19 protein-coding genes are annotated in these 24,444 nt (G+C 68.0%); 5 read left to right on the forward strand and 14 right to left on the reverse strand.

Features of this window, described 5'->3' with window-relative positions; all coding sequences use genetic code 11:
• Positions 1-5 precede the first annotated feature (5 nt).
• Positions 6-1,265, reverse strand: a complete 1,260-nt coding sequence (locus tag AC1DIX_RS01640; protein WP_477321478.1) for a cytochrome P450 — start codon at positions 1,263-1,265, stop codon at positions 6-8.
• Positions 1,266-1,279: 14 nt separating this feature from the next.
• Positions 1,280-3,556, reverse strand: a complete 2,277-nt coding sequence (locus AC1DIX_RS01645) for a CHASE domain-containing protein (protein ID WP_477321480.1) — start codon at positions 3,554-3,556, stop codon at positions 1,280-1,282.
• Between the two features lie 108 nt (positions 3,557-3,664).
• Between AC1DIX_RS01645 and AC1DIX_RS01650 the strand changes: the two genes are divergently transcribed.
• Complete coding sequence (locus AC1DIX_RS01650; RefSeq protein WP_477321482.1) at positions 3,665-4,141, forward strand: cupredoxin domain-containing protein; 477 nt, start codon at positions 3,665-3,667, stop codon at positions 4,139-4,141.
• 42 nt (positions 4,142-4,183) lie between these two features.
• A complete protein-coding gene (locus AC1DIX_RS01655; RefSeq protein WP_477321484.1) occupies positions 4,184-4,801 on the forward strand; it encodes an LON peptidase substrate-binding domain-containing protein in 618 nt (205 codons plus the stop codon).
• A gap of 29 nt (positions 4,802-4,830) precedes the next feature.
• Here AC1DIX_RS01655 and AC1DIX_RS01660 read toward each other — a convergent pair whose 3' ends face one another.
• Together AC1DIX_RS01660 and AC1DIX_RS01665 are read right to left on the reverse strand one after the other, a co-directional pair.
• Positions 4,831-5,892, reverse strand: coding sequence for a hypothetical protein (locus tag AC1DIX_RS01660; RefSeq protein ID WP_477321486.1), 1,062 nt, complete (start codon positions 5,890-5,892; stop codon positions 4,831-4,833).
• A gap of 110 nt (positions 5,893-6,002) precedes the next feature.
• The gene (locus AC1DIX_RS01665) at positions 6,003-7,292 is read right to left on the reverse strand and encodes a S8 family serine peptidase (protein ID WP_477321488.1); all 1,290 of its coding nucleotides are present in this window, start codon (positions 7,290-7,292) and stop codon (positions 6,003-6,005) included.
• 69 nt (positions 7,293-7,361) lie between these two features.
• On the opposite strand from AC1DIX_RS01665, the gene AC1DIX_RS01670 reads away from it, so the two are divergent.
• Positions 7,362-7,883 (forward strand): RNA polymerase sigma factor, encoded by a 522-nt coding sequence (locus AC1DIX_RS01670; protein WP_477321490.1) that lies wholly within the window; start codon positions 7,362-7,364, stop codon positions 7,881-7,883.
• Positions 7,880-8,617, forward strand: coding sequence for an anti-sigma factor family protein (locus AC1DIX_RS01675; protein WP_477321492.1), 738 nt, complete (start codon positions 7,880-7,882; stop codon positions 8,615-8,617). Before AC1DIX_RS01670 ends, AC1DIX_RS01675 begins: the two co-directional genes overlap by 4 nt.
• A 2-nt stretch (positions 8,618-8,619) precedes the next feature.
• Here the strand turns inward: AC1DIX_RS01675 and AC1DIX_RS01680 are convergent, their stop codons facing one another.
• Positions 8,620-9,315: an EF-hand domain-containing protein gene (locus tag AC1DIX_RS01680; protein ID WP_477321494.1), complete on the reverse strand. Its 696-nt coding sequence runs from the start codon at positions 9,313-9,315 to the stop codon at positions 8,620-8,622.
• A gap of 314 nt (positions 9,316-9,629) precedes the next feature.
• Here AC1DIX_RS01680 and AC1DIX_RS01685 point away from each other — a divergent pair, with 314 nt between their 5' ends.
• Positions 9,630-11,102 carry a DEAD/DEAH box helicase gene (locus AC1DIX_RS01685; RefSeq protein ID WP_477321496.1) on the forward strand — a complete coding sequence of 491 codons (1,473 nt, stop codon included), beginning with the start codon at positions 9,630-9,632 and terminating at the stop codon, positions 11,100-11,102.
• Positions 11,103-11,223: 121 nt separating this feature from the next.
• Here AC1DIX_RS01685 and AC1DIX_RS01690 read toward each other — a convergent pair whose 3' ends face one another.
• The 9 genes from AC1DIX_RS01690 to AC1DIX_RS01730 form a co-directional block, all read right to left on the reverse strand.
• Positions 11,224-12,918 carry a histidine kinase famiy protein gene (locus AC1DIX_RS01690; RefSeq protein WP_477321498.1) on the reverse strand — a complete coding sequence of 565 codons (1,695 nt, stop codon included), beginning with the start codon at positions 12,916-12,918 and terminating at the stop codon, positions 11,224-11,226.
• A gap of 91 nt (positions 12,919-13,009) precedes the next feature.
• Complete coding sequence (locus AC1DIX_RS01695; RefSeq protein WP_477321500.1) at positions 13,010-14,050, reverse strand: acyltransferase; 1,041 nt, start codon at positions 14,048-14,050, stop codon at positions 13,010-13,012.
• 1 nt (position 14,051) lies between these two features.
• Positions 14,052-14,450 (reverse strand): GtrA family protein, encoded by a 399-nt coding sequence (locus tag AC1DIX_RS01700; RefSeq protein WP_477321502.1) that lies wholly within the window; start codon positions 14,448-14,450, stop codon positions 14,052-14,054.
• On the reverse strand, positions 14,437-15,378 hold the full coding sequence (locus AC1DIX_RS01705) for a glycosyltransferase family 2 protein (RefSeq protein ID WP_477321504.1): 942 nt from the start codon (positions 15,376-15,378) through the stop codon (positions 14,437-14,439). Before AC1DIX_RS01705 ends, AC1DIX_RS01700 begins: the two co-directional genes overlap by 14 nt.
• Positions 15,375-17,027 carry a DUF6311 domain-containing protein gene (locus tag AC1DIX_RS01710; protein WP_477321506.1) on the reverse strand — a complete coding sequence of 551 codons (1,653 nt, stop codon included), beginning with the start codon at positions 17,025-17,027 and terminating at the stop codon, positions 15,375-15,377. Before AC1DIX_RS01710 ends, AC1DIX_RS01705 begins: the two co-directional genes overlap by 4 nt.
• On the reverse strand, positions 17,024-20,800 hold the full coding sequence (locus AC1DIX_RS01715; protein ID WP_477321508.1) for a glycosyltransferase: 3,777 nt from the start codon (positions 20,798-20,800) through the stop codon (positions 17,024-17,026). The genes AC1DIX_RS01710 and AC1DIX_RS01715 overlap by 4 nt, the downstream gene beginning before the upstream one ends.
• Positions 20,784-22,175, reverse strand: a complete 1,392-nt coding sequence (locus AC1DIX_RS01720) for a class I SAM-dependent methyltransferase (protein WP_477321510.1) — start codon at positions 22,173-22,175, stop codon at positions 20,784-20,786. Before AC1DIX_RS01720 ends, AC1DIX_RS01715 begins: the two co-directional genes overlap by 17 nt.
• Positions 22,172-23,392 carry an ABC transporter ATP-binding protein gene (locus AC1DIX_RS01725; protein WP_477321512.1) on the reverse strand — a complete coding sequence of 407 codons (1,221 nt, stop codon included), beginning with the start codon at positions 23,390-23,392 and terminating at the stop codon, positions 22,172-22,174. The genes AC1DIX_RS01720 and AC1DIX_RS01725 overlap by 4 nt, the downstream gene beginning before the upstream one ends.
• Positions 23,392-24,192 (reverse strand): ABC transporter permease, encoded by an 801-nt coding sequence (locus AC1DIX_RS01730; protein ID WP_477321514.1) that lies wholly within the window; start codon positions 24,190-24,192, stop codon positions 23,392-23,394. Before AC1DIX_RS01730 ends, AC1DIX_RS01725 begins: the two co-directional genes overlap by 1 nt.
• Between the last annotated feature and the right edge of the window lie 252 nt (positions 24,193-24,444).

Consider the following 24,444-nt stretch of genomic DNA (forward strand, 5'->3'; position numbering starts at 1 on the left):
CGCGTCTAGGCTCGCGGCCTTACCTTCCCGATGACCATGCCGCTGGCCGGCAGGGTCGGAATCCGCCCCAGATCGATCGTCAGGTCCTGGGGCGGTACTTCGTAAACAATCTCGGTGGCGAACAGCTTCGCCGCCGATTTCAGCAGGTCGACCGTGGCCGCCTCGCCGGGGCAGCGGTGGCCCGCATAGTGATCTCCTCCCCCTTGCGGCACCAGGTCGAAACCGCTGCTCTCGTGGCGCTCGAAGCGCTCGGGCCGGAACACGCCGGGGTCGCCCCAGATTGCCGGATGCATGTCGGTGCCATACAGGTCGAGCAGGACCCAGGTGCCTTTCGCGATGTGCAGCCCGTGCCAGTCGAAATCGTGCAGCGCCCGTCCGCCGATCGCCGGCAGGAAGGGGTAGTAGCGCCGCACTTCCTGCGCAAACATCGTCAAGTAAGCGTCGTCGCCGGCGGCGATGCGCTCGCGGCATGCCGGATGCTCGTGCATGGCCAGCACCGCGAACGCGATGTAGCGCGCCACCGCCACGGTCGGGCGCAGGAAGTTGATCAGCTCCACCGCCGCGTGCTTGCGGTCGATCGGGCGGCCGTCGGCGTCGCGGTGGCGCGCGATGACATTCAGCGCGCTGTCGAAGGGCGGCTGCGCTTGTCCGGCGCGCACGGCGTCGATGAGGGCGCGTGCCCAGCGCTCGGTGCGGTGGCGCAGCATCAGCGCCTTCCAGGTGCGCGGCCCGCTTGATGCGGCGCCGTCGATCATCGCCGACAATTCCGCGGTGCGTTCGCGCGCCTCGTCGGCGCTGACCGGGATGCCGGCCCACTGGCATATCGCGCGGCACAGCACCAGTTCCGCTTCCTGATGCACCACCACCGAAGGCAGGCTGGCCCAGTGCGCGAACCGGGCGCGCCACTGCGCCACCGCCAGTCCCACCAGGCGCTGGCGCTCCAGCGGTCCCAGCAAGGACATGAACATCGCCTTGCGCTTGCGGTGGGCCTCGCCGTCCAGCGCCATCACGCTGCCGACATCCTGCAGCAGCGCCATCGTGGTCGGCGGCAGCGCGTGCCGGCGCGTGAAGCGTCCCGGCTGGTAGAACATGCGCGCGGCATCCTCGCCGCGCACGCACAGCGCCTTGCGCAGCATGAGGCGGGTGGTGAAGATGTCGGCGCCGAAGCGCTCGAAGCGTCCCGTCAGGAAGCGGTAGCCTTCGGACAGCAGCGCCAGCGTGTGGTCGAAGCCGCCGTCCGCAGGAATCGGGCTGTTGGCGCGCATCGGAATCATTCCGTTCAGTGCGGGGTCGGGATGTACAACGGGTCCGGCTTGTCCTGCAGCGCGCGCGGCAGGAAGATGGTGACCGTGGTGCCCTGGTCCGGCACGCTGGCGAGGCGGATATGGCCGCCGCTCTGCTTGACGAAGCCGTGCGCCATCGACAGTCCCAGGCCGGTGCCCTTGCCCTCGGGCTTGGTGCTGAAGAAGGGTTCGAAGGCGCGTTCCATCACTTCCGGCGGCATGCCGCTGCCGGTGTCGCTGACGGCGATCCTCACGTACTCGCCCGGCCGGATGTTGTTGACGGCCAGCGCGCTGCCTTCCTCGACGCCGATGTTGTCGAGGGCGATCGTGATGCGGCCCTGGTTGTTCATGGCGTCGCGCGCATTGATCACCAGGTTCAGCAGCACGTTCTCGAGCTGGTTGGGGTCGACCAGGGTGTTCCACAGTTCCGGCGAGATGTCGAAGCGGATCTCGATGGCGTCGCCGGCCGCGCGGTGCAGCAGGCTGTCCATGCGTTCGATCAGCTGCGCCGGGGCGACCACGCTCGGGTGCAGCGGCTGGCGGCGCGCGAAGGCCAGCAGCTGCGTGGTCAGCTTCTTGCCGCGTTCCACCGCGTCCATGATGCCGAGCAGGCGCTTGCGGCTGTTCTCCTCGTTGCGCATCATGAGCTGCACGTTGGCGCTGATGATGTGCAGGATGTTGTTGAAGTCGTGGGCCACGCCGCCGGTGAGCTTGCCGACCGCCTCCAGCTTCTGCGAGCGATGCAGCGCCGCGCGCGCATCGACCAGGCGCTGCTGGCGCTCGCGCTCGCGCTCCTCCTGCTCCTTGCGCGGCCGGATGTCGCGCACGAAGGCGACCGCGCCGAAGCCGCCGCCCGAGGGCAGGGCGGTGACCGCGATCTCGACCGGGAAGCTGCGGTCGTGGCGGTCCGCCAGCGTGATCTCGGTGGGCCGGGCCAGCAGCGCGCATTCGCCGCGCGCGGTGAAGGCGGCAAAATGGGTGCGCCAGCGCTCGCGCTGTTCCTGCGCCGTGATCAGTTCGACGGCTTCGCGGCCGAGCGCTTCTTCTTCGCTCCAGCCGAACAGCTTGCTGGCCTGGGCATTCCAGTCGGTGACGCGGCCGTCCGGGCCCACCGCCAGGAAGGCGTCGTAGGCGTTCTGCAGGATCAGGCGGACGCGCCGGCGGTCGGCATCGATGCGGTCGCGCGATTCGCGCAGTTCGAGCGTCATCCCGCCGGCCAGCTGCAGGGCGCGGCGGCGCTCGGTCGCCAGCAGCCACACCACGAGGCTGAGCAGCAGGCCGAGGCCGATGCCGGTCGCCGCGATCGCCGCCGTCGGGCGCTTGTCGAGGGTGGCCTCGAGCCGCGGCGCGGAGCGGATCGCCAGGGTCCAGGTGCGGCCGGCGGTATCGACCACGTCGGTGTGGGTGAACCTCGCGCGCGCATGCGCGGGACGGGCGCCCGGCGAGCGGTAGAGCAGGGCGGCGTCGACGGCTTGGCGGCCGTCGTAGATCTCGACGTCGAGGTCGCTCGCATGCTCGCCGCCCAGATCGCGCATCAGGTCGTTCATGCGGAAGGGCGCATAGACCCAGCCGGCGATGGCGGCGCGCCGGTCCTCCAGGGTCGCGCGCGGTTCGCCGCGGCGGTAGACCGGCACGTACATCAGGAAGCCGGGCTGCGCGCTGTTCGCGCCCTCCTGCACCAGCGTGACGCGGCCGGTGGCGACCGCCGCGCCGCTGTCGCGCGCCGCCTCCATCGCCGCGCGCCGCACCGGCTCGCTGAACATGTCGTAGCCGAAGGCGCGCAGGTTGCGGCCTTCGAAGGGCTGGATGTGGGTGACCGAGGTGTACAGCGGACGCGGCCCCGGCGGCTTGACTTCGTACTCAGTAAAGCCCGCGGCGCGCATGGCGGCGACATGGGCCTCGAGCCGGGCCGACGGAATGATGGCGGCGATGCCCAGCGCCTCGATGCCGGGAAAGCGCTCGTTGAGCCTGAGGATGGCGTAGTAGTCGGCGAAATCGCGCTGGCTGACGTCAACCGAGCCGCGCAGGAAGCCGCGCGTGCCCTGCAGTACCTGTTCGTAGACCGCCAGGCGGCGCACCACGCTGGCGGTGAGGTCGCGGGCGCGGTAGTTGAAGATGGCCTCGAGCTCGTTCTCGGCGCTGTGTTCGACCTTGTTGGCCACCACGTAGGTGACGATCAGCGACGCCAGGAAGACCAGCGCGGCCAGGAGCAGCGGGACGGAAGCCGGGCTGCGTGACGAGGCGGCATTGGTTGACTGATCGAAAAGCGTCATGGTGGCAAGAGAATACCCGTCCATGCTGTGGCAAGGCGCACAACAGTCGGCGCCGATGGCGTGCCGATATTGCTCCGGCTACAATGTCGGCACCATTCCACGACGCCCATGCCTGCCTTGCCCTTCCTCTCCCATGCCAGCCTGCCGCGCCGCCTGCAGTGGGCCCTGGCCGCGGTCCTGTTCGCCGCGCTGCTGTGGGCCGCGCTGGCGCCGCTGCACTATCCGACGCGCGAACACCTGCTGGAATTTCCGCATGGGGCGGCGGTCCTGCGCGGCCAGGCCGGGCCCGTGCTGGTGCCCGCGGAGCTGCGACTGACGCTGGGCGTGCGCGACGTCCTGCTGCTGCGTAACCGCGACCTGGCGCCGCACGTGTTCGGCCAGGTGCTGGTGCTGCCGGGCCACGAGGTGCGCCTGCCTTTCGAGCAGGCCGGCGACTATCCCTTCGCCTGCGACGTCGCGCCCGGCTCGAAGGTGACGGTGAAGGTGCTGCCCCAGCCGGACCCCGGCTGGGCCCGTCTGCGCTGGCGCCTGGCGGCGCTGCTCGACGTTGTCCGCGATCTTCCCTTGCGGGGTCCGGACGATTGAATCGTGCTCCGTCCCGCGAAGCGAATCTGTCATGATGCGCGCATGGCCACGATCTCCTTACCGCTGTTCCCACTCAGCACGGTCCTGTTTCCGGATGGCGTGCTGCCGCTGCAGATCTTCGAGGTCCGCTACCTCGACATGATCAGCCATTGCCTGACGGAGGATGCGCCCTTCGGCGTCGTGCTGCTGACCCAGGGACAGGAAGTGCGCACGCCGGAAGGAATGGAACGCTTCGTGGCGTTGGGGACGCTGGCGTCGGTGCAGGACACCACGGCCTCGACCCCGGGCCTGCTGCAGGTGGTATGCCGCGGCGGTTCGCGCTTCCAGCTGCTCTCCACCGAGCGCCGCAGCAATGGCCTGTGGATGGCCGAGGCCGAGCTGCTGGAAGACGACCACGCGGTGCGCATCCCGTCCGACCTGAAGGGCGCGGCCGACGCCCTCGACCGCGTGCTGGCCTCGCTGCACGACGTGCCGCAAAGCCGCTGGCCGGTGCAGCCGCCGTTCCGCCTGGACGACTGCGGCTGGGTCGCCAACCGCTGGTGCGAACTGCTGCCGCTGCCGAACCAGCAGAAGCAGAACATGCTAATGCTGGACAACCCGATGATCCGGCTCGAGCTGCTGCACGACGTGCTCGACGAGCACGGTCTGATCACGTCCTGAACCGGCCCGGACGGGCCGGGCCCGCCTGTTTATTGCCCGGCGCCGGCGTTCGCCGAAGCGCTGCCCCCGATCGACAGGCCGGCGCTCACGGCGCCCCCCTTGCCCGCGCCGCCATTGCCGGCCACGCTGCCGCTGCCGTTTCCATTTGCGCTGCCGCTGCCGGCCAGGCCGCCGCCGCCGCCGTGCGTGCCGCCGGTGCTGCTTGCCGGGGCCGGCGCCTGCTTGCTGCCGCTTGCCGTGCCCTGGTGAGCGGAATGAAGGGTATGTTTCGTGTTCGCGGTGCTGGCGGCGCCGTAGCCACGGGTGGTGGCCAGCTGGGTTTTCGCGCCCTGGGTGGCGGCGTTCTTCGCGGCGCCCGTGCCCCGGCCGCCGAGCGCCACGTCGCCGTTACCGTCCTGGCCGCCGTGTCCCATGGCGGCGAGCTGGCCGGCCTGCGCCTTGCCGGCAGCGGACGACAGGCTGTCGAGGCCAGCGCCGCCCTGCTGTGCGTCCTGTGCGGCGGATGCGGCGGAGATGGCAGGCATGGCAGGCATGGCGGGAAGCTTGGGAGCCGCCGGCACGCCGGCCTGCGGCGCCGTCGCCGGATTGCCCGCGCCCGCGGCGGCCGAAGCGGTCTGGCGCAGTGCCGCGGCGGCGCTGCCGGACAGCGTCCCGGAAGCTTCGCCGGCGATCGCCCTGGCGGGCAGGGCGCTGCCTGCGGTCGGTGCCGCCGCAGTGGCGCTCTGGCCGGCGGCTGTGGAAACGGCGCCGCTCAGGGCGCCGGACGCTTCGCCGGCGACGCTCTTGCCGAGCGCGCCGGCGCCGGCGTTGCCGGCCGCCTTGCCCGAGGCATTGCCCGATGCATTGCCGACAAGCGCGGCGCCGTTGCGCGCGCTGTCGGTATCCGGCACGCGGACGGTGCGGCGCGCTTCCGCCAGGCTGTCGACGCGCGTGACCGGCACACCCATGGAGCCGAACTGTCCGCCACCGCCCAGCATGCCGCCGATGGAGCCGCCGAGGTGGCCGCCGCCGAGCAGTTGGGCGTGCGCCGAGGCGGCAAAGCCGATGGAAGCGATGAGGGCGATGTGGCGGGCGATCGTTTTGGTATTCATGTCTGTTCTCCTTGAGTTGGCGGGGACTGTCCGCCGCCGTTATCAGGAAAACGATCCTGCTCAGCCGTTTATTCCATCATTCTCAAAAAAAATCCCAAAATTTTTTGCCGCTAGCGCAGCTGCGCCGGATCGGTACGCAAGTCGGCGCCGACGATGCCGTAGCCGAATGCATTGCTGACGGTCGTGCCGTCGCCGGCCCGGTGCGCGAGCGCGGTGACGGCATCGCGCGCCTGCCGGYGGTCCGGCCGGGGCAGTGCCGGCGCCAGCAGCCCGGCGACGATGGGGGCCGCAAACGAGGTGCCGCGCACCGGGCGGTAAGGCGGTTCGCCGGGGCTGGCGCTGGCCATGTTGTTGCCGGGCGCCGCGAACAGCACTTGCGGACCGCGCGCCGCTTCCGGCAACGGCCGGCCACGGCGGTCGACTCCCGTCACCCCGACCACGCCGGGATAGCTGGCCGGGTAGAGCGGCGGCGCAGCCGGTCCGTCGTTGCCGACCGCGGCGACCAGCAGGTGTCCGCGCGCGACCATCGCCGCCACCATGCGTTCGAGGGCCTGGTTGGGCGGACCGACCAGGCTCATATTGATCACGCCGACCTGTTCGCGCGCCAGCCACCCGAGCGCCGCCGCGATTTGTCCCGCCGAGCCGCCGGTGGGGCTGGCGCAGTAGATGTCCGCGGCGAACAGCTGGGCGCCGGGCAGGGCGCCGCGGAAGCGCTCGTCGCGCCCGACCATCAGCGCGGCCACCGCCGTGCCATGCGCATCGGGGTGCGCCACGCCATCGCAGCCCCAGGCGCGGATCCTGGCATCGCGCAAGGCGCGGTGGCCGGTATCGATGCCGCTGTCGATCAGCCCGAGCCTAGCCTCGTTTGCCGGGCTGCCGTCCGTGGAGGATGGCACGGACGCGCGCGGAAGCTCCGCGGCGGGCGCCGCGCCGCTGCCTGTATAGACGTGGTTGAAGTCATAGTGTCCTTCGGGGTCGAGCGCGCGCAGGCGTTCCAGCAGTGCCGCGGTGGCGCTCCCCGCGGGCACACCCAGCACGACGAGGCTTTGCCCGAGTTCCTCGAAACGCTCCTCGGCCAGCACCCGCAAGCCCGCCTGGCGCGCCGCCTCGAGACCGGCTGCGGAAGGCGACCATGCCAGGATCTGGGCCCGGACGGCCGGCTCGCCATGCGGATCGGCTTCCAGCACGTCGGGATGCTCGCGCAGCAGTTTGCCGACCGTGTCGAGGCGCAGCGCGCGCAGGTCGGGAAGGTCGATGCGGTCGGCGAGCCGCTGCACCGGCGCGTGGAGCGTGTCGAGCTGGCCAAGGCCGGGCGGCAGTCCCAGCGACGGCAGGCGCAGCTGTGCCGAGGCGGCATTGCAAACGATGCTGAGTGCGATCAGGAAATAAATGCGCTTCATGGGCCGATGATAATATGCATGAGTTGTCCTGAAAAATAAAACGAACGGGGCAGGGAAGAAAATCCCTGCTTGAACCGTTCTATCATGAAGACCATGAGCGCCGACCTGGAAAACGACATCGCCGCGCTGTTGCCGCGCCTTCGCCGGTTCGCGCGTTCCATTACCTTCCACCGTGAAGACGCGGACGACCTCGTGCAGATCGCCGTCGAGCGCGCGCTGACCCGCGCCGAGCAATGGCAGCCGGGCACGCGCCTGGACAGCTGGCTGTTCCGCATCGTGAAGAATGCCTGGATCGACGAAGTCCGCTCGCGTGCGCGCCGCAGCGAGCTGTTCGCCCCGGAAGAGGAGGGCGAGCACGTGGGCGACGATTACGCGGCCGCGCACCAGCAGCGGATGGCAGTCGAGAAGGCGGTGAGCCTGCTGTCCGACGATCACCGGATGGTCATCGGCCTGGTGCTGGTCGACGGTTTGCCGTACAAGGAAGCGGCGGAAGTTCTGGATATACCGATCGGCACCCTGACCAGCCGGCTGGCCCGCGCCCGGGAAGCCCTGCAGGAACTGTTGTCCGACCGGGCAAGGAAACCGACATGAATGTTGATAATGAAACCCTGATGGCCTATGCCGACGGCGAACTGGCGCCGGAGCAGCGCGCGCGCGTCGAGCAGGCCATGCGCGACGATCCCCGGGTGGCGGCGGCGGTCGAGCGGCATCGGGCCTTGCGCGCCGATGTCTTTGCCGCGTTTGCCGGCGTGCTCGACGAGCCGGTGCCCGAGCGCCTGCAAGCGGGTGCGCTCGCGCCACGCAGCCCTGTGCGCGTGGACGTGCTGGCGCAGGCGAACGCGCGTCCGCTACCGGCGCGCTGGGCCTGGCCCCAGTGGGGCGCGATCGCGGCCTCGCTTGCGGCCGGGGTACTGGCCGGCGCGCTGGGCTGGCAACAGCTGCGCAGCGGCGAGGCCTCGCCCATCGTCCAGCAGGGCGGCGAACTCGTGGCGCGCGGCGAGCTGGCCGATGCCCTGTCGCAGCGGCTGGCGTCGGACGCGCCGGCGGGACAGCTGCGCCTTGGCCTCAGCTTCCAGACGAAAGAAGGGGCATACTGCCGCAGCTTCAAACTGGGGGCGACCGCGGGCCTGGCCTGCCGGGAGGCCGGAAGCTGGCGGATTCCGGTGCTGGCGCAGGGCCAGGCGCCGGAACAGGCCGGCTACCGCCAGGCCGGCAGCGACATGCCGGCCGCGGTGCTCGATGCGATCGACCAGCGGATCGCCGGCGCTTCGCTCGATGCCGCCGCCGAGCGCGCGGCGCGCGAACACGGCTGGCAGCGCCGCTGATATCAGGCTTCGACGCTGACGCTGACGTTGCCCGTATCGCTCGCGCCATCGGTGCTGCCGGTCGAAGCCGTCGAGCCATTGCTGCCGCCGCTGCCGCCGCTGTTCTCCGCATAGGCCTTCAGCAGGTGCATGGCGTGCGCCAGTTCGCGTACCGGATCCTTCTGGTGCCGGGCGTGCCGGGTGCCGTCCGAGGCGCCGCTGCCGCCGCCGTCGGACTGGGCAGTTGCCAGCTTCTTGTCGTAGGCGGCTTTTTCGGCCTCGCTGACGCTACCGTTGCCGTCGGTGTCGGCGGCGGCGATGTAGTCGCTGCTGCTGCTGCTGCTGTCGGTGGCGTTCGTACCGCTTGTGCCGCCACCACCCTGGGCGCCGGGCGGCGGACCCGCCGGTGGTTGTCCGCCGCCGCCGCGGCCGGCGCGCGAGGCGTCGAACTGCGCGTTGAGCTGGTCCGATAGTTTGGTCATCGCGTCGGTGAGTTCGCTCTTGGTGATCTTGCCGTCGTTGTCGCCGTCGAGGGCGCTGAAGGTGTCGTCCACGTTCACCGACTGGCCGCCGGCCTTGTCCTTGCCGCCGACCTTCGACAGGGCGTCCTGCAGGTCGGTCTTGTCGATATAGCCCTGGTTCCTGGTATCGAGCCTGGAAAAGATGGCGTCGGCCCAGTTCGACACGCTGTTGCTGTTGCTGCTGATGCTTRCGACCATATTGCTTCCTTTATTAATGCACTGCATCAATTATCGGACGCAAGCCCCAGTGGGGGAGGGCGGAAAAGGTAAAGCCAGGTAAAGGAATGTAAAGAGAAAATCGCGTAAATGCGCGCAAATCGGGGCCCAAAAGTACAGGATTTCATATACAGAGGGGTAGATTTGAGGTAAATTGAGCGCGGTTTAGTATCTCTACGTCCGTCCAAGCCGCCACCGCCGTACCAGGCGCGTCCCGTCACCCCGGAGTTTCCCGCGTTGGCCATGCCAGGTCGCAGCCCGGCGTAGAGCGCAATTGTTAACGCCCGAAAGAAGAAATGTCTGAAACGACCACCAATGATGCTGGCGGCGCGCCGACCGTGCGCTTCGCCGATTTCGGTCTGGCGCCTGAGATCCAGCGCGCGCTGTCGGACCAGGGCTATGTCCACCCGACCCCGATCCAGGCCCAGGCCATTCCTGTCGTCCTGCAGGGCCGCGACGTCATGGGCGCGGCCCAGACCGGCACCGGCAAGACCGCGAGCTTCTCGCTGCCCATCATCCAGAACCTGCTGCCGCATGCGAATACCAGCATGTCGCCGGCCCGTCACGCCGTGCGTGCGCTGGTCCTGACCCCGACCCGCGAACTGGCGATCCAGGTCGCCGAGAACGTCAAGGCCTACGCCCAGCACACCCCGCTGCGTTCCACCGTCGTCTTCGGCGGCATGGACATGAAGCCGCAGACCGAGATTTTGCGCCGCGGCGTCGAGATCGTGATCGCGACCCCGGGCCGCCTGCTCGACCACGTCGAACAGAAGAACATCAGCCTGGCCCAGGTGCAGATGCTGGTGATGGACGAAGCCGACCGCATGCTCGACATGGGCTTCCTGCCCGACCTGCAGCGCATCATCAACCTGCTGCCGAAGAAGCGCCAGAACCTGATGTTCTCGGCCACCTTCTCGCCCGAGATCAAGAAGCTGGCCGCCAGCTTCCTGACCGATCCGCTGACCATCGAGGTCGCGCGCAGCAATGCCACGAATACCGCGATCACCCAGGTGCTGTACAAGGTGGCGGAAGAGCAGAAGCGCGACGTCGTCGAGCACCTGATCCGCTCGCGCGACCTGAAGCAGGTGCTGGTGTTCTCGAACACCAAGATCGGCGCCTCGCGCCTGGCGCGCTACCTGGAGCAGGCAGGCATCAAGGCCTCGGCCATCCACGGCGACAAGACCCAGCAGGAACGCATCGCCGCGCTCGACGCCTTCAAGAAGGGCGAGATCGACGTGCTGGTCGCGACCGACGTCGCCGCGCGCGGCCTCGACATCACCGACCTGCCCTGCGTGATCAACTACGACCTGCCGTACAACGCCGAGGACTACGTGCACCGCATCGGCCGCACCGGCCGCGCCGGCGCCACCGGCGATGCGCTGTCGGTCTACTCGGACAAGGACGAGCGCCTGCTTGTCGACATCGAGAAGCTGATCAAGCAGACCATCACGCGCGCCGAACTGACCGGCTTCGCGCCGGGCCGCCCGGCCGAGCGCTCGAGCGACCGCCGCAGTACCGGCCGCCGCGAGGCCGATGGCCGCAGCTTCGAGCGCAGCGACCGTGGCGAGCGCGCCGAGCGGAGCGAACGCAGCGAACGCGGCCCGCGCGGCCCGGGCGCCCCGCGCCGCGAGAAGATCGATCCGTGGTTCCTCAAGCCCTACGAGCCCGCAGCCGTCCCGCGCAAGGACCCGGCCGAAGCGGTGCAGGTGGCTTCGGCCAAGCCGAAGCAGAAGCTGGCGGCTTTGTTGGGTGGGTTGCCGAAGCAGTAAATAGCTACGTCGTTCCCGTAAATGCCGTCGTCCCCGCGCAGGCGGGGATCCAAGTTTGTATGCGTTTCGATGACGCACGCAGAACTTGGGTCCCCGCCTTCGCGGGGACGACGTTTACGCGCTAGCGTTCCAACGCCTGCCTGACCCGCTCCAGTAAATCATCCTGCCGGTAAGGCTTCGCCAGGATGTCCAGCCCGCCGCCGCGCCCGCCCTGCGGCAGTTCGTCCATGTAGCCGGTCGTGACCAGCACCGGCAGTCCCGGACGCAGGGCGCGGGCCTGTTCGACCAGTTCCAGCCCGTTCATCCCGCCCGGCATGATCACGTCCGTGAACAGCAGGTCCACCCGGGCGCCTTCGCGCAGCAGGTGCATCGCCTGTTCGCCGCTGCCCGCCGACTGCACCGCATAGCCTTCCATTCCCAAGACCTGTTCGGCCAGCTCGCGCACGTCGTCGTTGTCCTCGACCACCAGCACGCAGGGCTTGCTCCGGGCGGCTTCGGCCTGGTCGGCAGCGGCATCGTTCGCTCCCGCTGCGGCGTCGGCGCGGCTGGCGGCACTGTCGGCGGCCGGGAAGATCATCGTGACCTTGGTGCCTTCGCCGGGGTGGCTGTCGATCTCGAGGCGGCCGTGCGACTGCTGGACGAAGCCGTGCACCATCGCCAGGCCGAGCCCGGTGCCGGGGCCCTTGGTGGTGAAGAAGGGTTCGGTCGCGCGGCGCAGCACCTCGGGCACCATGCCGGGGCCGTGGTCGATCACGCACAGGGAAATATAGGTGCCGTGGGGCAGGCCATGCACTTTCAGGCGGTCCTCGCCGCGCACGATCGCGGTGGCGACCGTCACCTCGCCGCCGTCCGGCATGGCGTCGCGCGCATTGATCAGGACGTTGAGCAGGGCCATTTCGAGGTGGGTCGGGTCCAGCATGCAGACCGGCAGCCCGGGACGCAGGTCGAGGCGCAGCTCGATCTTGCCGCCCAGGGTGCGTACCAGCATCTCGGAGAAATCCACCACCAGGTTGTTGATGTTGACCGGCTTCGGTTCGAGGCGCTGCTTGCGCGCGAAGGTCAGCAGCTGCTGGGTCAGCTTGCCGGCGCGCATGGCGGCGCGCTGGGCGCGTCCGAGCTGCGCGCGCGCCACCTCCGGGCGGTCGAGGCTGATCAAGGCAACTTCGAGATTGCCGTTGATGACCTGCAGCAGGTTGTTGAAGTCGTGGGCCATGCCGGCCGTCAGCTGGCCGATCGCTTCCATCTTCTGCGCCTGCAGATAGGCTTCCTGCGTGGTGCGGCGCTCGGTGATGTCCATCTGGGAGGCGAAGAAGTACAGCAGCGTGCCGTCCTGGTCGAAGATCGGACCGATGAACAGGGCGTTCCAGAATGGCTTGCCGTCCTTCTTGTAGTTCAGGATGTCGACCGCGACCGCGCGCTCCTCCTTGAGCGCATTGCGCACCTCTTCCACGGTGCGGCGATCGCTTTGCGGGCCCTGCAGGAAGCGGCAGTTGCGGCCGATCACCTCCTCATCCGTGTAGCCGGTGAGGTCGAAGAAGGCGCCGTTGGCGAACACGATCGGATTGTCGGGCTGGCGCGGATCGGTGACGACCATCGGCATGCGCGTCATCTCGACGGCGGCAAAGAAGATGTTGCCGCGGTCCTGGAGGCCGTCCTCGGTGATATAGGTCGCCTGCCAGTGCTTGACGCCGGCGGTGCCGAGCGGGCTGTAGGCATTGCCTTCGACTTCGCCCTCGGCCGGCACGCCGGCGCTCTGGCCGCCCTGCCGGTCGAGTGGTTTCTCCAGCCCTTCTTCCTTTCTGCTTCCGGTCGCCATCGCGCATCCTAATCGTCGACATGTCGACGACGATTCTACGTGCGTACGGCAGCCCTCCACTGTTCGCCGACGCACCGATGCGCAGCGGCGCTCAGCGCGGCACGATGGCGCGCACCAGCGGCAGGACCTGCAGAGCCCGGACCAGCAGCGCGGAGAGCGCGGCGGCCAGCAGCACCAGCAGCGGGATCGCCAGCCACGGATTGGTAAAGCGGTAGTCGATGCCGTAGCCATCGAGCGCGAACAGTAGCCAGACATGGATCATGTAGACGCCGAAACTCAYGTTGGCGAACCAGCCGATGGCCCCATGCAGCCTGCTGCCGGGCCGGACGGCGGCTGCGGCCAGGCCACGCAGGCCGACGAACGCGGCCATGGCAGCCGCTACCACCAGCGGGCTCGAATACACATAGAAGGTCTCGTCGGCATGCGCCAGAATATGGCTGCGCCACCACGTTGCCACTGCGATCGTTACGGACAATAAAATCCAGGCCATCCATGCCCAAGTGGTAACAGCTCGCTGTGGTACGGCAGGCAGTTTTTTGTACAGCAAGGCGCCGATCGCCATGTAGCCGGGGTAGAGCGCCAGCGCGGCCCAGTCGATGCCCAGCAGCCGTTGTCCGGTAAGGGTGATTTCCAGCGGCACCAGGCTGGCGGCGACGAACCAGAACAGTAGGCAGAACACCTGCTGCCTTAGCGGCAGCGCCTGGTGGAAGGCCGCCAGCACCGGCAGGAAGACATAGATGCCCGCCAGCGCGTACAGATACCACAGGTGGGCGACCACGGGACCGGCGAGGATCAGGGTCAGCCAGCCGCGGTGATGTTGACCGGTATGGCGGAACCACAGCAGGTAGAGCAGCGACCACGCCAGTAGCGGCAGTCCGATGCGCCACAGGCGGCGGCCGATGGATGCGATCTCGTGGCTGCGCGGCAGCAGCAGCGCGCCGCTGATCATGAAGAACAGCGGCACTGACACGCGCGCCGTGCTTTCGTAGAGATTGACCGCCCACCAGTTATGCTGGCTCATCAGGAAGAAACCCTTGGCGCACACATGGATCGTGATCACGAGCAACGTAGCGACCGCGCGGACGCTGTCCAGGGCATGGTCGCGCGGGGGAGGGAAAGAACGCGTCGTCATGTCAGGCGGCGTGACGGAAGGTAACGCTCTTGTGGAGCACATAGGTCAGCACCGGACCGCAGAGCAGGACCAGCAGCAGGCCGGCGAGATAATGCCAGCGCAGGGCCTGGGCGAGCGCCGACAGCGCGACCGTCAGGACCAGGCTCAGCAGGGAAACGGCCAGGAACTTGCGGTAGCGCAGCCAGCTCGGCGGCTGGCGGAACGTATAGCGGCAATTCGCGAAGAAGGAAAAGGTATTTGCCACGGCGAAACCGGCCACATTGGCCGGCACTGGGCCGGCCAGCGCAGTTTCGACCAGGGCGATCACCGCGCCGGAATGCAGCAGGGTGTTGGCGAGACCGATCAGGCCGAACATCAGCATGGCGCGATGGCGCGCCAGCAGCCGCTCAAGCCCCGTCATGGGTGTGTTCTTCACGCACGAGGTAGACCGGCCGGCGCTTGACTTCATGATAGATGCGGCCCACGTATTCGCCCAGCACGCCGATGCCGATCAGTTGTACGCCGCCGAGGAACATGCCGCCCGCCATCAGCGATGCGTAGCCGGGCACGTCGATGCCATGCAGCAGGGTCCGGACTACGATCATCGTCGCATACAGCAAAGCCAGGAAGGAAACGCTGAGTCCGATATACGTCCAGATTTTCAGCGGCGCCGTCGAAAAGCTGGTAATGCCTTCCAGCGCCAGGTTCCAGTATTTCCAGAAGTTGAAACTGGATGCGCCGGCATGGCGCTTCGTATGCTCGTACGGAATCGTCACGGTACGGAAGCCCACCCACGCGAACAAGCCTTTCATGAAGCGATGATTTTCCGGCAGTTCGCGCAGCGCCAGCACGACCCGCCGGTCCATCAGGCGGAAGTCGCCGACGTCCATCGGCACCTCCACGTCCGAGATCTTGTTGTGGAAGCGATAGAAGGAAGTGGCCGACAATTTTTGCAGCTTGCCGTCGGCATCGCGGTCGGTACGGCGCGCCAGCACGACCTCGGCGCCGCGCTCCCACTGGTCGAGCATCTGCGCCAGGAGTTCGGGGGGATGCTGCAGGTCCGAGTCGATGGGCACCACGGCATCGCCCTCTGCACGGTCCAGTCCTGCCGTCAGGGCGGCTTCCTTGCCGAAGTTGCGCGACAGGTCGACCAGGTGGGCCCACGGATATCGAGCGCGGGCTTCCAGCAGATCGGCCCAGGTACTGTCGCGGCTGCCATCATTGACGGCCACCACCTCGAAGCTGTACTGCGGCAGGCTGTCCGCCACCGCGGCCACGCGCCGGAAGAATTCCATTACGTTGCCTGCCTCGTTATAAAAAGGCGCAATCAGCGAAACGCGTTTTTTCATGGCTTTTCAGGGGAAGGGGAAATACGGTTACGCTTGCACAGGAACACGGCCTGCATGTCGGCGCAGGTCGCGTCATGGCCCATCAGCCGCTCGGCATCGCCCTGGTCCGGGAAAGTCTCTTTCTCGAAGACGACGGCGGTACTGGCAGGCAGGCGCGCGATGTCGGTGTCGTAGCCGGTACATGGCTTTGCCGTGCGGGCAATGTAGCCGGTCGACAGCGGATAGCCATGTTTCACTGCATACACCATCGTCGGCAGCAGCGTCCGGTGCGCTGGCGACTGGCCGCAGCGGGACGGCGGGTAATAATTCAGCGCCAGTACGCCCGGACCGAGGAACGCATCCCAGTGCGCGGCATCGATGACCTGGGTGCCGCCCTGGGCAATTTCGGCGCGCACGCTTTCATGGTGCAGCTTCAGGTCCCACAACTGCAGCGCCACCAGGGCGGCGAGCAGCGCCGCGGCCGGCCGCGGCCTGATGTAGCGTGCCACGCCGAGCACCGTGAATACGACGATCGCATAGCCGACCGGCCAGAAGAAACGGCCCGACGAACGGAAGGTCGCGGTCAGGTGTTCCAGCGCGGATGGTACCCATACGGTGTAAAGGAGGGTGGGGCCGAAGAATACGCGGTTCGACAAGGCGTAGACCGTCAGCATGACCAGCACGGCGAACAGCGCGGCATGGCGGCGCCAGAACGCCGGGTCGGAACGGGCGCGCAGCCGGTACACGACCACCGTCAGCGCCAGCAGGAAGATGCCGAGGTAGTTATGGCCTTCGCCTTGCGTATCGGCGGCCTGGGGGTGTTCCAGGCGCAGCAGCATGCCGCCGTTCAGCGGCGACAGCAGGTTCATCGAGTAGTAGCCGAAGCCCCAGTCGCCCTTGGCGGCGCCCGGCGGCAGCGGCAGCAGGGTGATCCACATGCTCAGGTACAGCAGGCCGAATGCCAGCACTGGCGCCAGCAGGGCGCGCTGCAGGGAGGCGCGCCTGTCGGGCCTGCGCAGCGCTTCGCGCAACACGTCGGCGGCGAACACGCTCGAAACCATCACGAACAGGTAGATGTTGATGTAGAAGGCGCCGACGATCAGCGCCACCCATGGCCAGGTTGCCAGGCGCAACATGCGGCCGCTGCGCAGGTAGAGCGCCAGCGCGAACAGCAGCAGCCATTGCGACATCAGGCTGGTGTGCGGAATGCGGCGGGTGAACGCCGGGAAGCAGGCCAGCAGCAGCGCCAGCGCCACCAGCACCGGCCAGCTGCGTATCTTTGCTTCACGGCAGATCCACCACGCGCCCACGCCCTGCAGCGTGAAGCACAGCGCGATCCACAGGCCGTAGGGATTCCAGTAACCCGCGCCCGGATGCACCAGTTTCAGGAACAAGGCGTACAGCGGAACCGTGTCGAGGAAGGTGGCGTAGGTGCCTTCGGGCGCGTTCAGCGACGTCATGTGCAATAGCGGCCAGTGCCAGGGCTCGTGGACGAAGGCATTGAAGCCGGCCAGGTACTGGGTGATGTCGGCGTCCTCGCGCCACCAGAAGGGCGAGGTTCCGCGCAGCACCGGATACTTGTACAGCCACAGGGCATAGCCCAGGCTCAGCAGCGCCGCCACGGCCAGGCCCAGCGGACCGTTGGCGCCGTCCCGATACCAGCGCTTCATGACTGGTGCTCCGTGGACGGCGCGGTCAGCAGGGCGAGCAGGGCTCGTGCCTGTTCCTGCCAGGTCATCCAGGCCATGCCGCGGGACGGCGGTTGCCGTCCGTCCGCGTGCAGCGCCAGCCACTCGCGTACGGCGGCGGCCAGCGATTCGCCGTCCAGGCCCGAGAAGTAGCGCGCATGCTCGCCGGCCACTTCACGGAACACCGGCAAGTCGCGCACCAGCAGCGGCAGGCCGTGGTGGGCCGCTTCGATCAGCGGCAGGCCGAAGCCTTCGCCTTCGCTCGGGGACAGCAGGCAGGTGCTGGCCAGGTAGACCTGTTGCAGGGTATCGTCGTCGATGCCCTCCAGCCACAGCAGGCGGCGGCCCAGTTCCGGACTGCCGCGCAGGCGTTCCATGATGCGCGGCAGGGTGCGCCGGTCCGCATCCGGCAGCGGCTTCCAGCCTTCGCGGCCGACGATGACCAGGTTGACGTCGACGCCCGCGGCCCACAGCAGTTCGAATGCTTCGATCGCCTGCAGGTGGCCCTTGCGCGGCTCGATCGTGCCGACCATCAGGAAGCTGGGGCGGGCGGCGACGTGCTCAACCAGCGGCGCGGACGCGGCGCCGTGCGGCTGCTCGAGTTCGAGGTCGGCGCCCAGATGAAGCGCCGTCAGCAGCTGGTTCGGACGGCGCTGGATGCCGGCCTCGCGGACACGGCGGTCCAGCCAGGCGGCCAGGTCGTCGCACACGGCTTGCGAGATGCAGATCATGCGGTCGGCTTCGCCCGCCACGCAGTCGAGGAAGGTGGCGTGGATAATGTCGGCGCGCGGCGGGAAAAAGTCCGGACGCAGCACGGGGAGCAGGTCGTACACCACAAAATTGATGCTTACGCCGCGCGCGCGCCAGGCCGCGTACAGGCCGCTCTTCGCGGCTTCCATCGCCGCGTGCGGGGAATGGTCGGCGCAGTAATAGATATCGCCGGCGAGCACGTCGACCACCGGGTCCTGGCCCTCCAGCACCTGTTCGATACCGAGCAGGCGCGCCGCGTAGTTGCGCGCATAGCGGTATTGCGGCTGGCCTTCGGCGCTGTCGAGATATACCGGCTCCACCCGGTAGCCGATGGCGCGCAGCTGCAACAGTTCGAGCAGCTGGTTGCGCACCACGCGCTCGATTCCGGTCTTCAGGTCGTGGCGCGCGATCGTCGTCACGTCCAGCAGCAACTGGCGCGGCTGCAACGGGTCGGGGGCGCGGGAAATGCAGCGCGCCAGGCGCTGCAGCGTCGCATCGCCGTCGTCCAGGCCGGGCGTCTGCAGCAACGCGCGGAACAACGCATGGCGGCCGTGCCGCTGGCGGACCGCGTCGCGCCCGAGCGCTTCCTTGTACATCGCGCCGACGCGTTCCGGGCTGTTGCGGGTACCCATCAGCGCGAAGCCGGCGGTGCCCAGCGCCAGGCGGCGGGCGTCGTCGGCGCGCAGGGTCTCGAGCGCCTCGACCAGCTGCTGCCGGCTGAACAGGTCCGGCAGCATCCACACGGCGTCGTGCGGGAATTCGGCCATCGCGCCGTTGGCGTTGACGATGACCGGCAAGCCGTAGATCATGCAGTCGAGGACCGTGCCCGAGGTCTCGCCGCGCGAACTGGTGCGCAGCTGGACGCCGAGGTCGGCCGCCTGCAGGTAGCGGAAATAATCCTCGTCCGAAGTCCAGCCGGAGATGCGCACGTTCTTGCCGGCGCCGGCGGCCGCGATGGTGTCGAGCAGCTCGCGTCCGTAGTCGCCGCCATGGTTGGCGCCGACGAAGACCAGGTGGCAGCGGGCGTCGTCGCGCAGGCCGGATGCCAGCCAGGCTTGCAGCAGTTCCATGCAGTGCTTGGTGGGGGCGACGAAGCCGAAGTTGCAGACCAGGAAGGCGTCGTCGGCGATGCCGAGCGCGCGCCTGGCCGTGGCACGGTCGTTTTCGGACGGCACCGCGCGCGGCAGCTGGGCCGGGCTCCAGTCGCGGCCCGCTTCCGGACCGTACCAGTCGCGCGCCAGCTGGCGCGCGTACTCGGAGTGCACGATCACGTGCGAGGCATCCTGCAGTATCTCGAGGTTGCAGGGATAGTCTTCCTTGGCGCGGTCGACGCCACCCGGTTCGATACTGGCGCGTACCGCCGCGTAGCCATGCGAATGGAGCAGGCTGCGCGTCCACGCGCCGGGCATGGCACCGCTGATCTGCTCGTACGACAGCATGCTGCTGAGGAAGAAGTCGTGCAGCACCACCACGCCCGGATGGCGCTGCAGCAGCTGCATCATGTGGCTGTGGAAGGGGCTGTTGCCGAACTGGTAGACGATGTGCCGGTAACGCTCCGGATGCTGGTCGAGCCAGGCCAGCGGGTGGTGGGGCAGATGCGTCAGCTCGGGCGGCAGCGCGACCTCGGCCTGGTTGACGATCAGCTCGACCTCGAAGTGCGGCAGCAGCGCCGGCAGCACCCGCACGGCGTAGTCGGCCACGCCGGTGCGTTCCGGCGGCAGCGGCGAGAGGAAGGCGATCCGCGGCTTTCCCGCCACCATGGCGGCCGGCGTGGCGGCTGCGCGCGCCGCCACGTCGGCTTCGAGCGCGGCGATCGCAAGGCGGGCGCTGTGGTCCCAGCTGAACTTGCGGGCCTGGACCACGCCGTGTTCGCGCAGGCGCTGCTGCAGCGCGGGGTCGCCGAGCACCTGCCCGATCCTGGCCGCGATCGAGGCCGGATTGCGGGCATCGAACAGCGCCTCCGGATTGCCGACCACTTCCGGGATGCTGGTGCTGTCCGCCCCGATCACGAGGGCGCCGCAGGCCATCGCCTCCAGCACCGGCAAGCCAAAGCCCTCGTGCAGCGAGGGGAACACGAACAGCGCTGCGCTGCGGTACAGGTCGATGAGCTCGGCGTCGCTGACATAGCCGGTCAGCACCAGCTCGTCGGCGGCCAGGCCGTGGCGGCGCGCCAGGTCGTCCAGGCGCTGGCGCTCGCCCTCGTTGATCTTGCCCGCCAGGACCAGCTGGTGCGCCGCGCGCAGTGGCGCCGGCAGCATGCCGTAGGCGGCGATCAGGCCGTCGATGTTCTTGCGTGCGTCGAATCCGCCGGGTGCGCACATGATCGCCGCGCGCGCGATACCGAAGCGGCCCAGCAGTGCCGCCAGCCGGCCCGGCTCGAGTTCGGCCGGATGGAAGCGTTCGTCGACGGCGGTCGAGACGGTCACGATACGCGCCGGATCGAAGTCCAGCGCGGCGATCGCTTCCTGGCGCGAGTGCTCGGAATTCGACAGCAGCAGGCCGGCCCGGCGCAGCGACGCGATCTTGCGCTCGTAGTAGCTGCGCTGCTCGGGCCGGGGCAGGTACTGCTCCGGGTTCAGGAAGGGAATCAGGTCGTGCAGCACCACCGCAGTGGCGGCGCCGTCGGCGAAGCGGCCGACCGAGACCACGGCGTCGTCCACATAGCCTTCGAACAGGCTGGTGATCACCACCGCGTCGGGCTGCAGCTGCGCGATCGCATATTCGCGCAGCAGCTCGCTGGCGCGTGCGTTCGGCCCGTTGCCGGCCAGCGCTTCGGCCGTGGGGCCGGCAATGTCGAACACGCAGATGCGTTCCGGCGGGACCAGGCCGGCGAAGGCCTGGCGGATATCGTCGATGGCGTTGCCGAGGGCAGCGTTCAGCGCCAGCCAGATCTCGTGCCCGCCGGCGTTGCGCGCCATGCCGAGCGCCAGGCCGAGCGAATAGCGGCCGATGCCGCGGAAGCGGCTTTCGGACTGGGCGCCCTGAAGATCAATGACGATCCGCATTGTTCATCCTTGCTTGTTCCTGTTTCAATTGGCGGTAGATGCGCGCCGCGCGCGGCGACAGCTCGCCCGGTTCCTCGTCCAGCACCAGGCGGGTGGCGCCGCTGTTGTCCAGCATGAGCGTGTACAGGCGCGACTCCAGCGCCGGCACCTTGCGCAGCACGGCGCGCACTCCGCGCTTCAGGGCAGGCCGGCGTAATACCGCGCCGCCGGCGCGGCGGGTCAGGCGCAGCAGGCGCGATTTCGCCGCGCTGCCCAGGCGGCCTTCGCGCTGGGCATTGCGCAGCCGGTAGGCAACCGCCATCACGCGCCGCATCGGCTCGGTGATCTTCCACGATGTGCTCGACAGCAGGTCGACCACGCGTTGCGACATCTCCGCCGCATGCGCCTCCACATGGGCAATGCGCTCGTCCACGCGGACCATGCGCTCGTCCACGTGGGCAATGCGTTCGTCCTGGCGCCCGGCATGCTGGCGCGCCTCGTCGATCAGCTGGTGGAGTTCGCCCAGCTGCCGGCGGGCTTCCTGGTTCTCGGCCGCCAGCTGGGTTCCATGACGCTCGATGCGTGCCAGGATCTGGTGGATCTCGGCGTGCTGCCGGGCCATCTGCTCCTCGTAGCGCAGCGCCAGCTGGCCCAGGGTGATGCCCATGGACGAAGCGAAGGCGGCATCGAACGGGGCCAGCGCGGCGGCATCGGCGGCCTTCTGCGCGACCACGCCGTAATCGGGACTGACGCCCGCCAGCACGGTGATCAGGCCGACCTGGGAATCGGTGTGCAGGTTCGGGTCTTCCTGCAGGCGGACGATGCGCTGGCGCGCGAATCCCGCGTGCTCGGCCGCGAAGCCGAGCAGTCCCGGCGGCAGCGGATGCAGGTGCGAGGGATCGAGGTAGAAGCTGGTGGCGCCGACCGTCAGGTTTTCCGGATTCGGTGTTTCCATGATCAGGAGGCCGCCCGGCTGCAGCACGCGCAGCGCTTCGGCGATCAGCTCCCGCACCAGGTCGAAGGGCAAGTGCTCGACCAGGTGAAAGGCCGAGACCAGCGCCAGGCTGGCGTCGGGGCGCGAGCGCAGGGCGGCCAGCGCGTCGCCGTGGCTGGCGGCCAGCCCGCGCTCGCGGCAAGCGGCCAGCATGCCCTCGTCGAGATCGACGCCGCTGGCATCGAAACCCCGTTCGCCCAGCAGTTCCAGCCACTCGCCGCGACCGCAGCCGAGGTCGAGCGCGGTGGGGCGGCCCGCCAGTTCGCGCAGTGGGTCGGTGAAGCGGGCATAGGCGCGCAACCGGTCCTTGATGATGTCGCGCGAGCCGCGGTAGCGGTCCTCGAAGGCGCGGTAGAAGGAAGTCTGCTTGGTCGGGGTCTGGCCAGGCGAAGCGTGATTCATCGTTGGATCTCCACTTGCGGTTCCAGCCAGCTGCTGCCGACGAACTCGCGGCGGTTCATGTTCACGACGGTGAAGATGGCGGCGAGGTCGCGCCATTCGTAGTTGTCGGCGAGGTGGGTTTCGTTGCTCGTCAGTGCGGTCGTGACCGAGTAGCTGCCAGGCCCCAGATTGAGCGGGAAACGGAAGCGGTAGTCGATGGTTTCGCCTGGCGCGAGCTCGGTCAGCGCATGGTCGAGGAAGTGGGTATTGGTGCCGAAGATCTCCTGGCCCAGGCGATCCTTGATCATGTAGCCAAGTACCAGGCGCGGCAGGGCATCATTGACCCGCACGCGGATGCGCAGTGTGGCAGGCACACCGACGTTCAGGATCTCGAGTGCGCGGCCCTCCTCGTTTTCGACGGCCACCTCGATCACGTTGGCGCGGCCGTTGCCCGAGGTGGTCTGGACCCGGCCCTCGGGGGTCGCGACCTGTTCGACAGTGCTGCCTTCGCGCTCCGCGATCAGGGCGTTGTAATAGTCCATCACCTCTTCGGGCGAGCCCTGCTTGGCCAGGCGGCCGCCGTCGAGCAGGATCGCGCGGTCGCAGATCGACTGCATGGCGGCGCGGTCGTGGCTGACGATCAGCAGCGTCGTGCCCTGCTTGCGGAATTCGCGGATGCGGTCGAAGCTCTTGTGCTGGAAGTAGGCGTCGCCCACCGACAAGGCTTCGTCGACGATCAGCACGTCCGGGCGCCGCACCGTGGCCACGCTGAAAGCGAGGCGCATCTGCATGCCGGACGAGTACACCCGAACCGGCTGGTCGATGTAGTCGCCGATCTCGGCGAAGGCCTCGATCTCCGGCATCAGCGCCTCGATCTCGTGAACCGCGATGCCCAGCAGCTGGCCGGCCATGAACACGTTCTGGCGGCCGGTGAAATCGGGGTGGAAGCCCATCCCCAATTCGAGCAGGGCGGCCACGCTGCCGGCGATCGAGACACTGCCGGCGCTCGGCTGGGCGGTGCCGGTGATCAGCTTGAGCAGGGTGCTCTTGCCGGCACCGTTGATGCCGATGATGCCGACCGCGTCGCCGGGCGCCAGCTCGAAATTGATGTCCCGCAGGACCCATTTCAGCTTGTGTCGCGGCCCGGCTCCGGGCAGGATCCACTCGGCGAGACGGCTCCAGCGGTTGCCGTACTGTTTATAGGCCTTGCCCAGGCCTGTGACTTTGATCGCGCCCATTACAGTTCGTCCACCATTTCGCCGGCGCGCTTGCGGAACAGGTGCATGCCAAGCGCGCAGAACAGCAGCGCCAGCACCGTCACCGGCAGCAGGCTGCGCCAGGCCGGCAGCTGGCCGTTCAGCAGAATGCCCTGGTAGGCCTGCACCACGGCCGCCATCGGATTCAGGGACAGCCATGCGCGGTATTGCCCGGGCAGGGCGGTAACCGGATACACGACCGGCGTGAACCAGAACCAGAACTGCAGCACGATGCCGAAGAACTGGCCGACGTCGCGGAAGAACACGTTCAGTACGCCCAGCACCATGGCCAGGCCGATCGAGAACAGCACCTGCACCGCCAGCACCGGCAGCATGGCCAGGAAGGTCCAGCCGGGAAAGGCGCCACTGATCGCGAGAAAGACCGTGAACAGCCCGAAAATGATACCGAAATTGACGAGGGAATTGAGGACGACGACGATCGGCAGGCAGATCCGCGGGAACTGAAGCTTCTTGATCAGGTTGGCATTCTCGAGAAAGACGTTCTGGCCGCGCGTGGTGATCTCGGCGAACAGGCCCCAGGTCAGCACGCCCGCGCACAGGTAGATACTGTAGGCGAAATGGCCGGAGTTGCCCTGCAGCCGGTTGCCCATCACCTGGGAGAAGATGACGGTATAGACGACGATCATCGCCAGCGGGTTCAGGATCGTCCATGCGGCCCCGAGCAGGGAATTGCGGTACCTGGTCTGGAATTCGCGGCGTACGCTGCCCGCGATGAATCCGCGGTAGCGCCAGACGCCGTCCAGCATGGAACGGGAAATCATAAGTGTAAGGGCTCGGTCATGGCATCGGGATCGGCGCCGCGCGTAAGACGCCGCGCGTCCGTTTCGGGTGAAAACCCGAAGATAAGTTGCCGATTATAACATGAGGCTTCACAATAATTTACGATTTACTAATTGTTTCAAATTTATACTTGGTGCTGCAATCCGGTGACAAATGCTGACAATTCGCTTTGATCTTGCCATTACAGTTCCTCGGAATGAATGCCGTTACCCGATCCGGTTCCGTCATTGCTC

This window comes from Massilia sp. 05N420, from assembly GCF_056397205.1.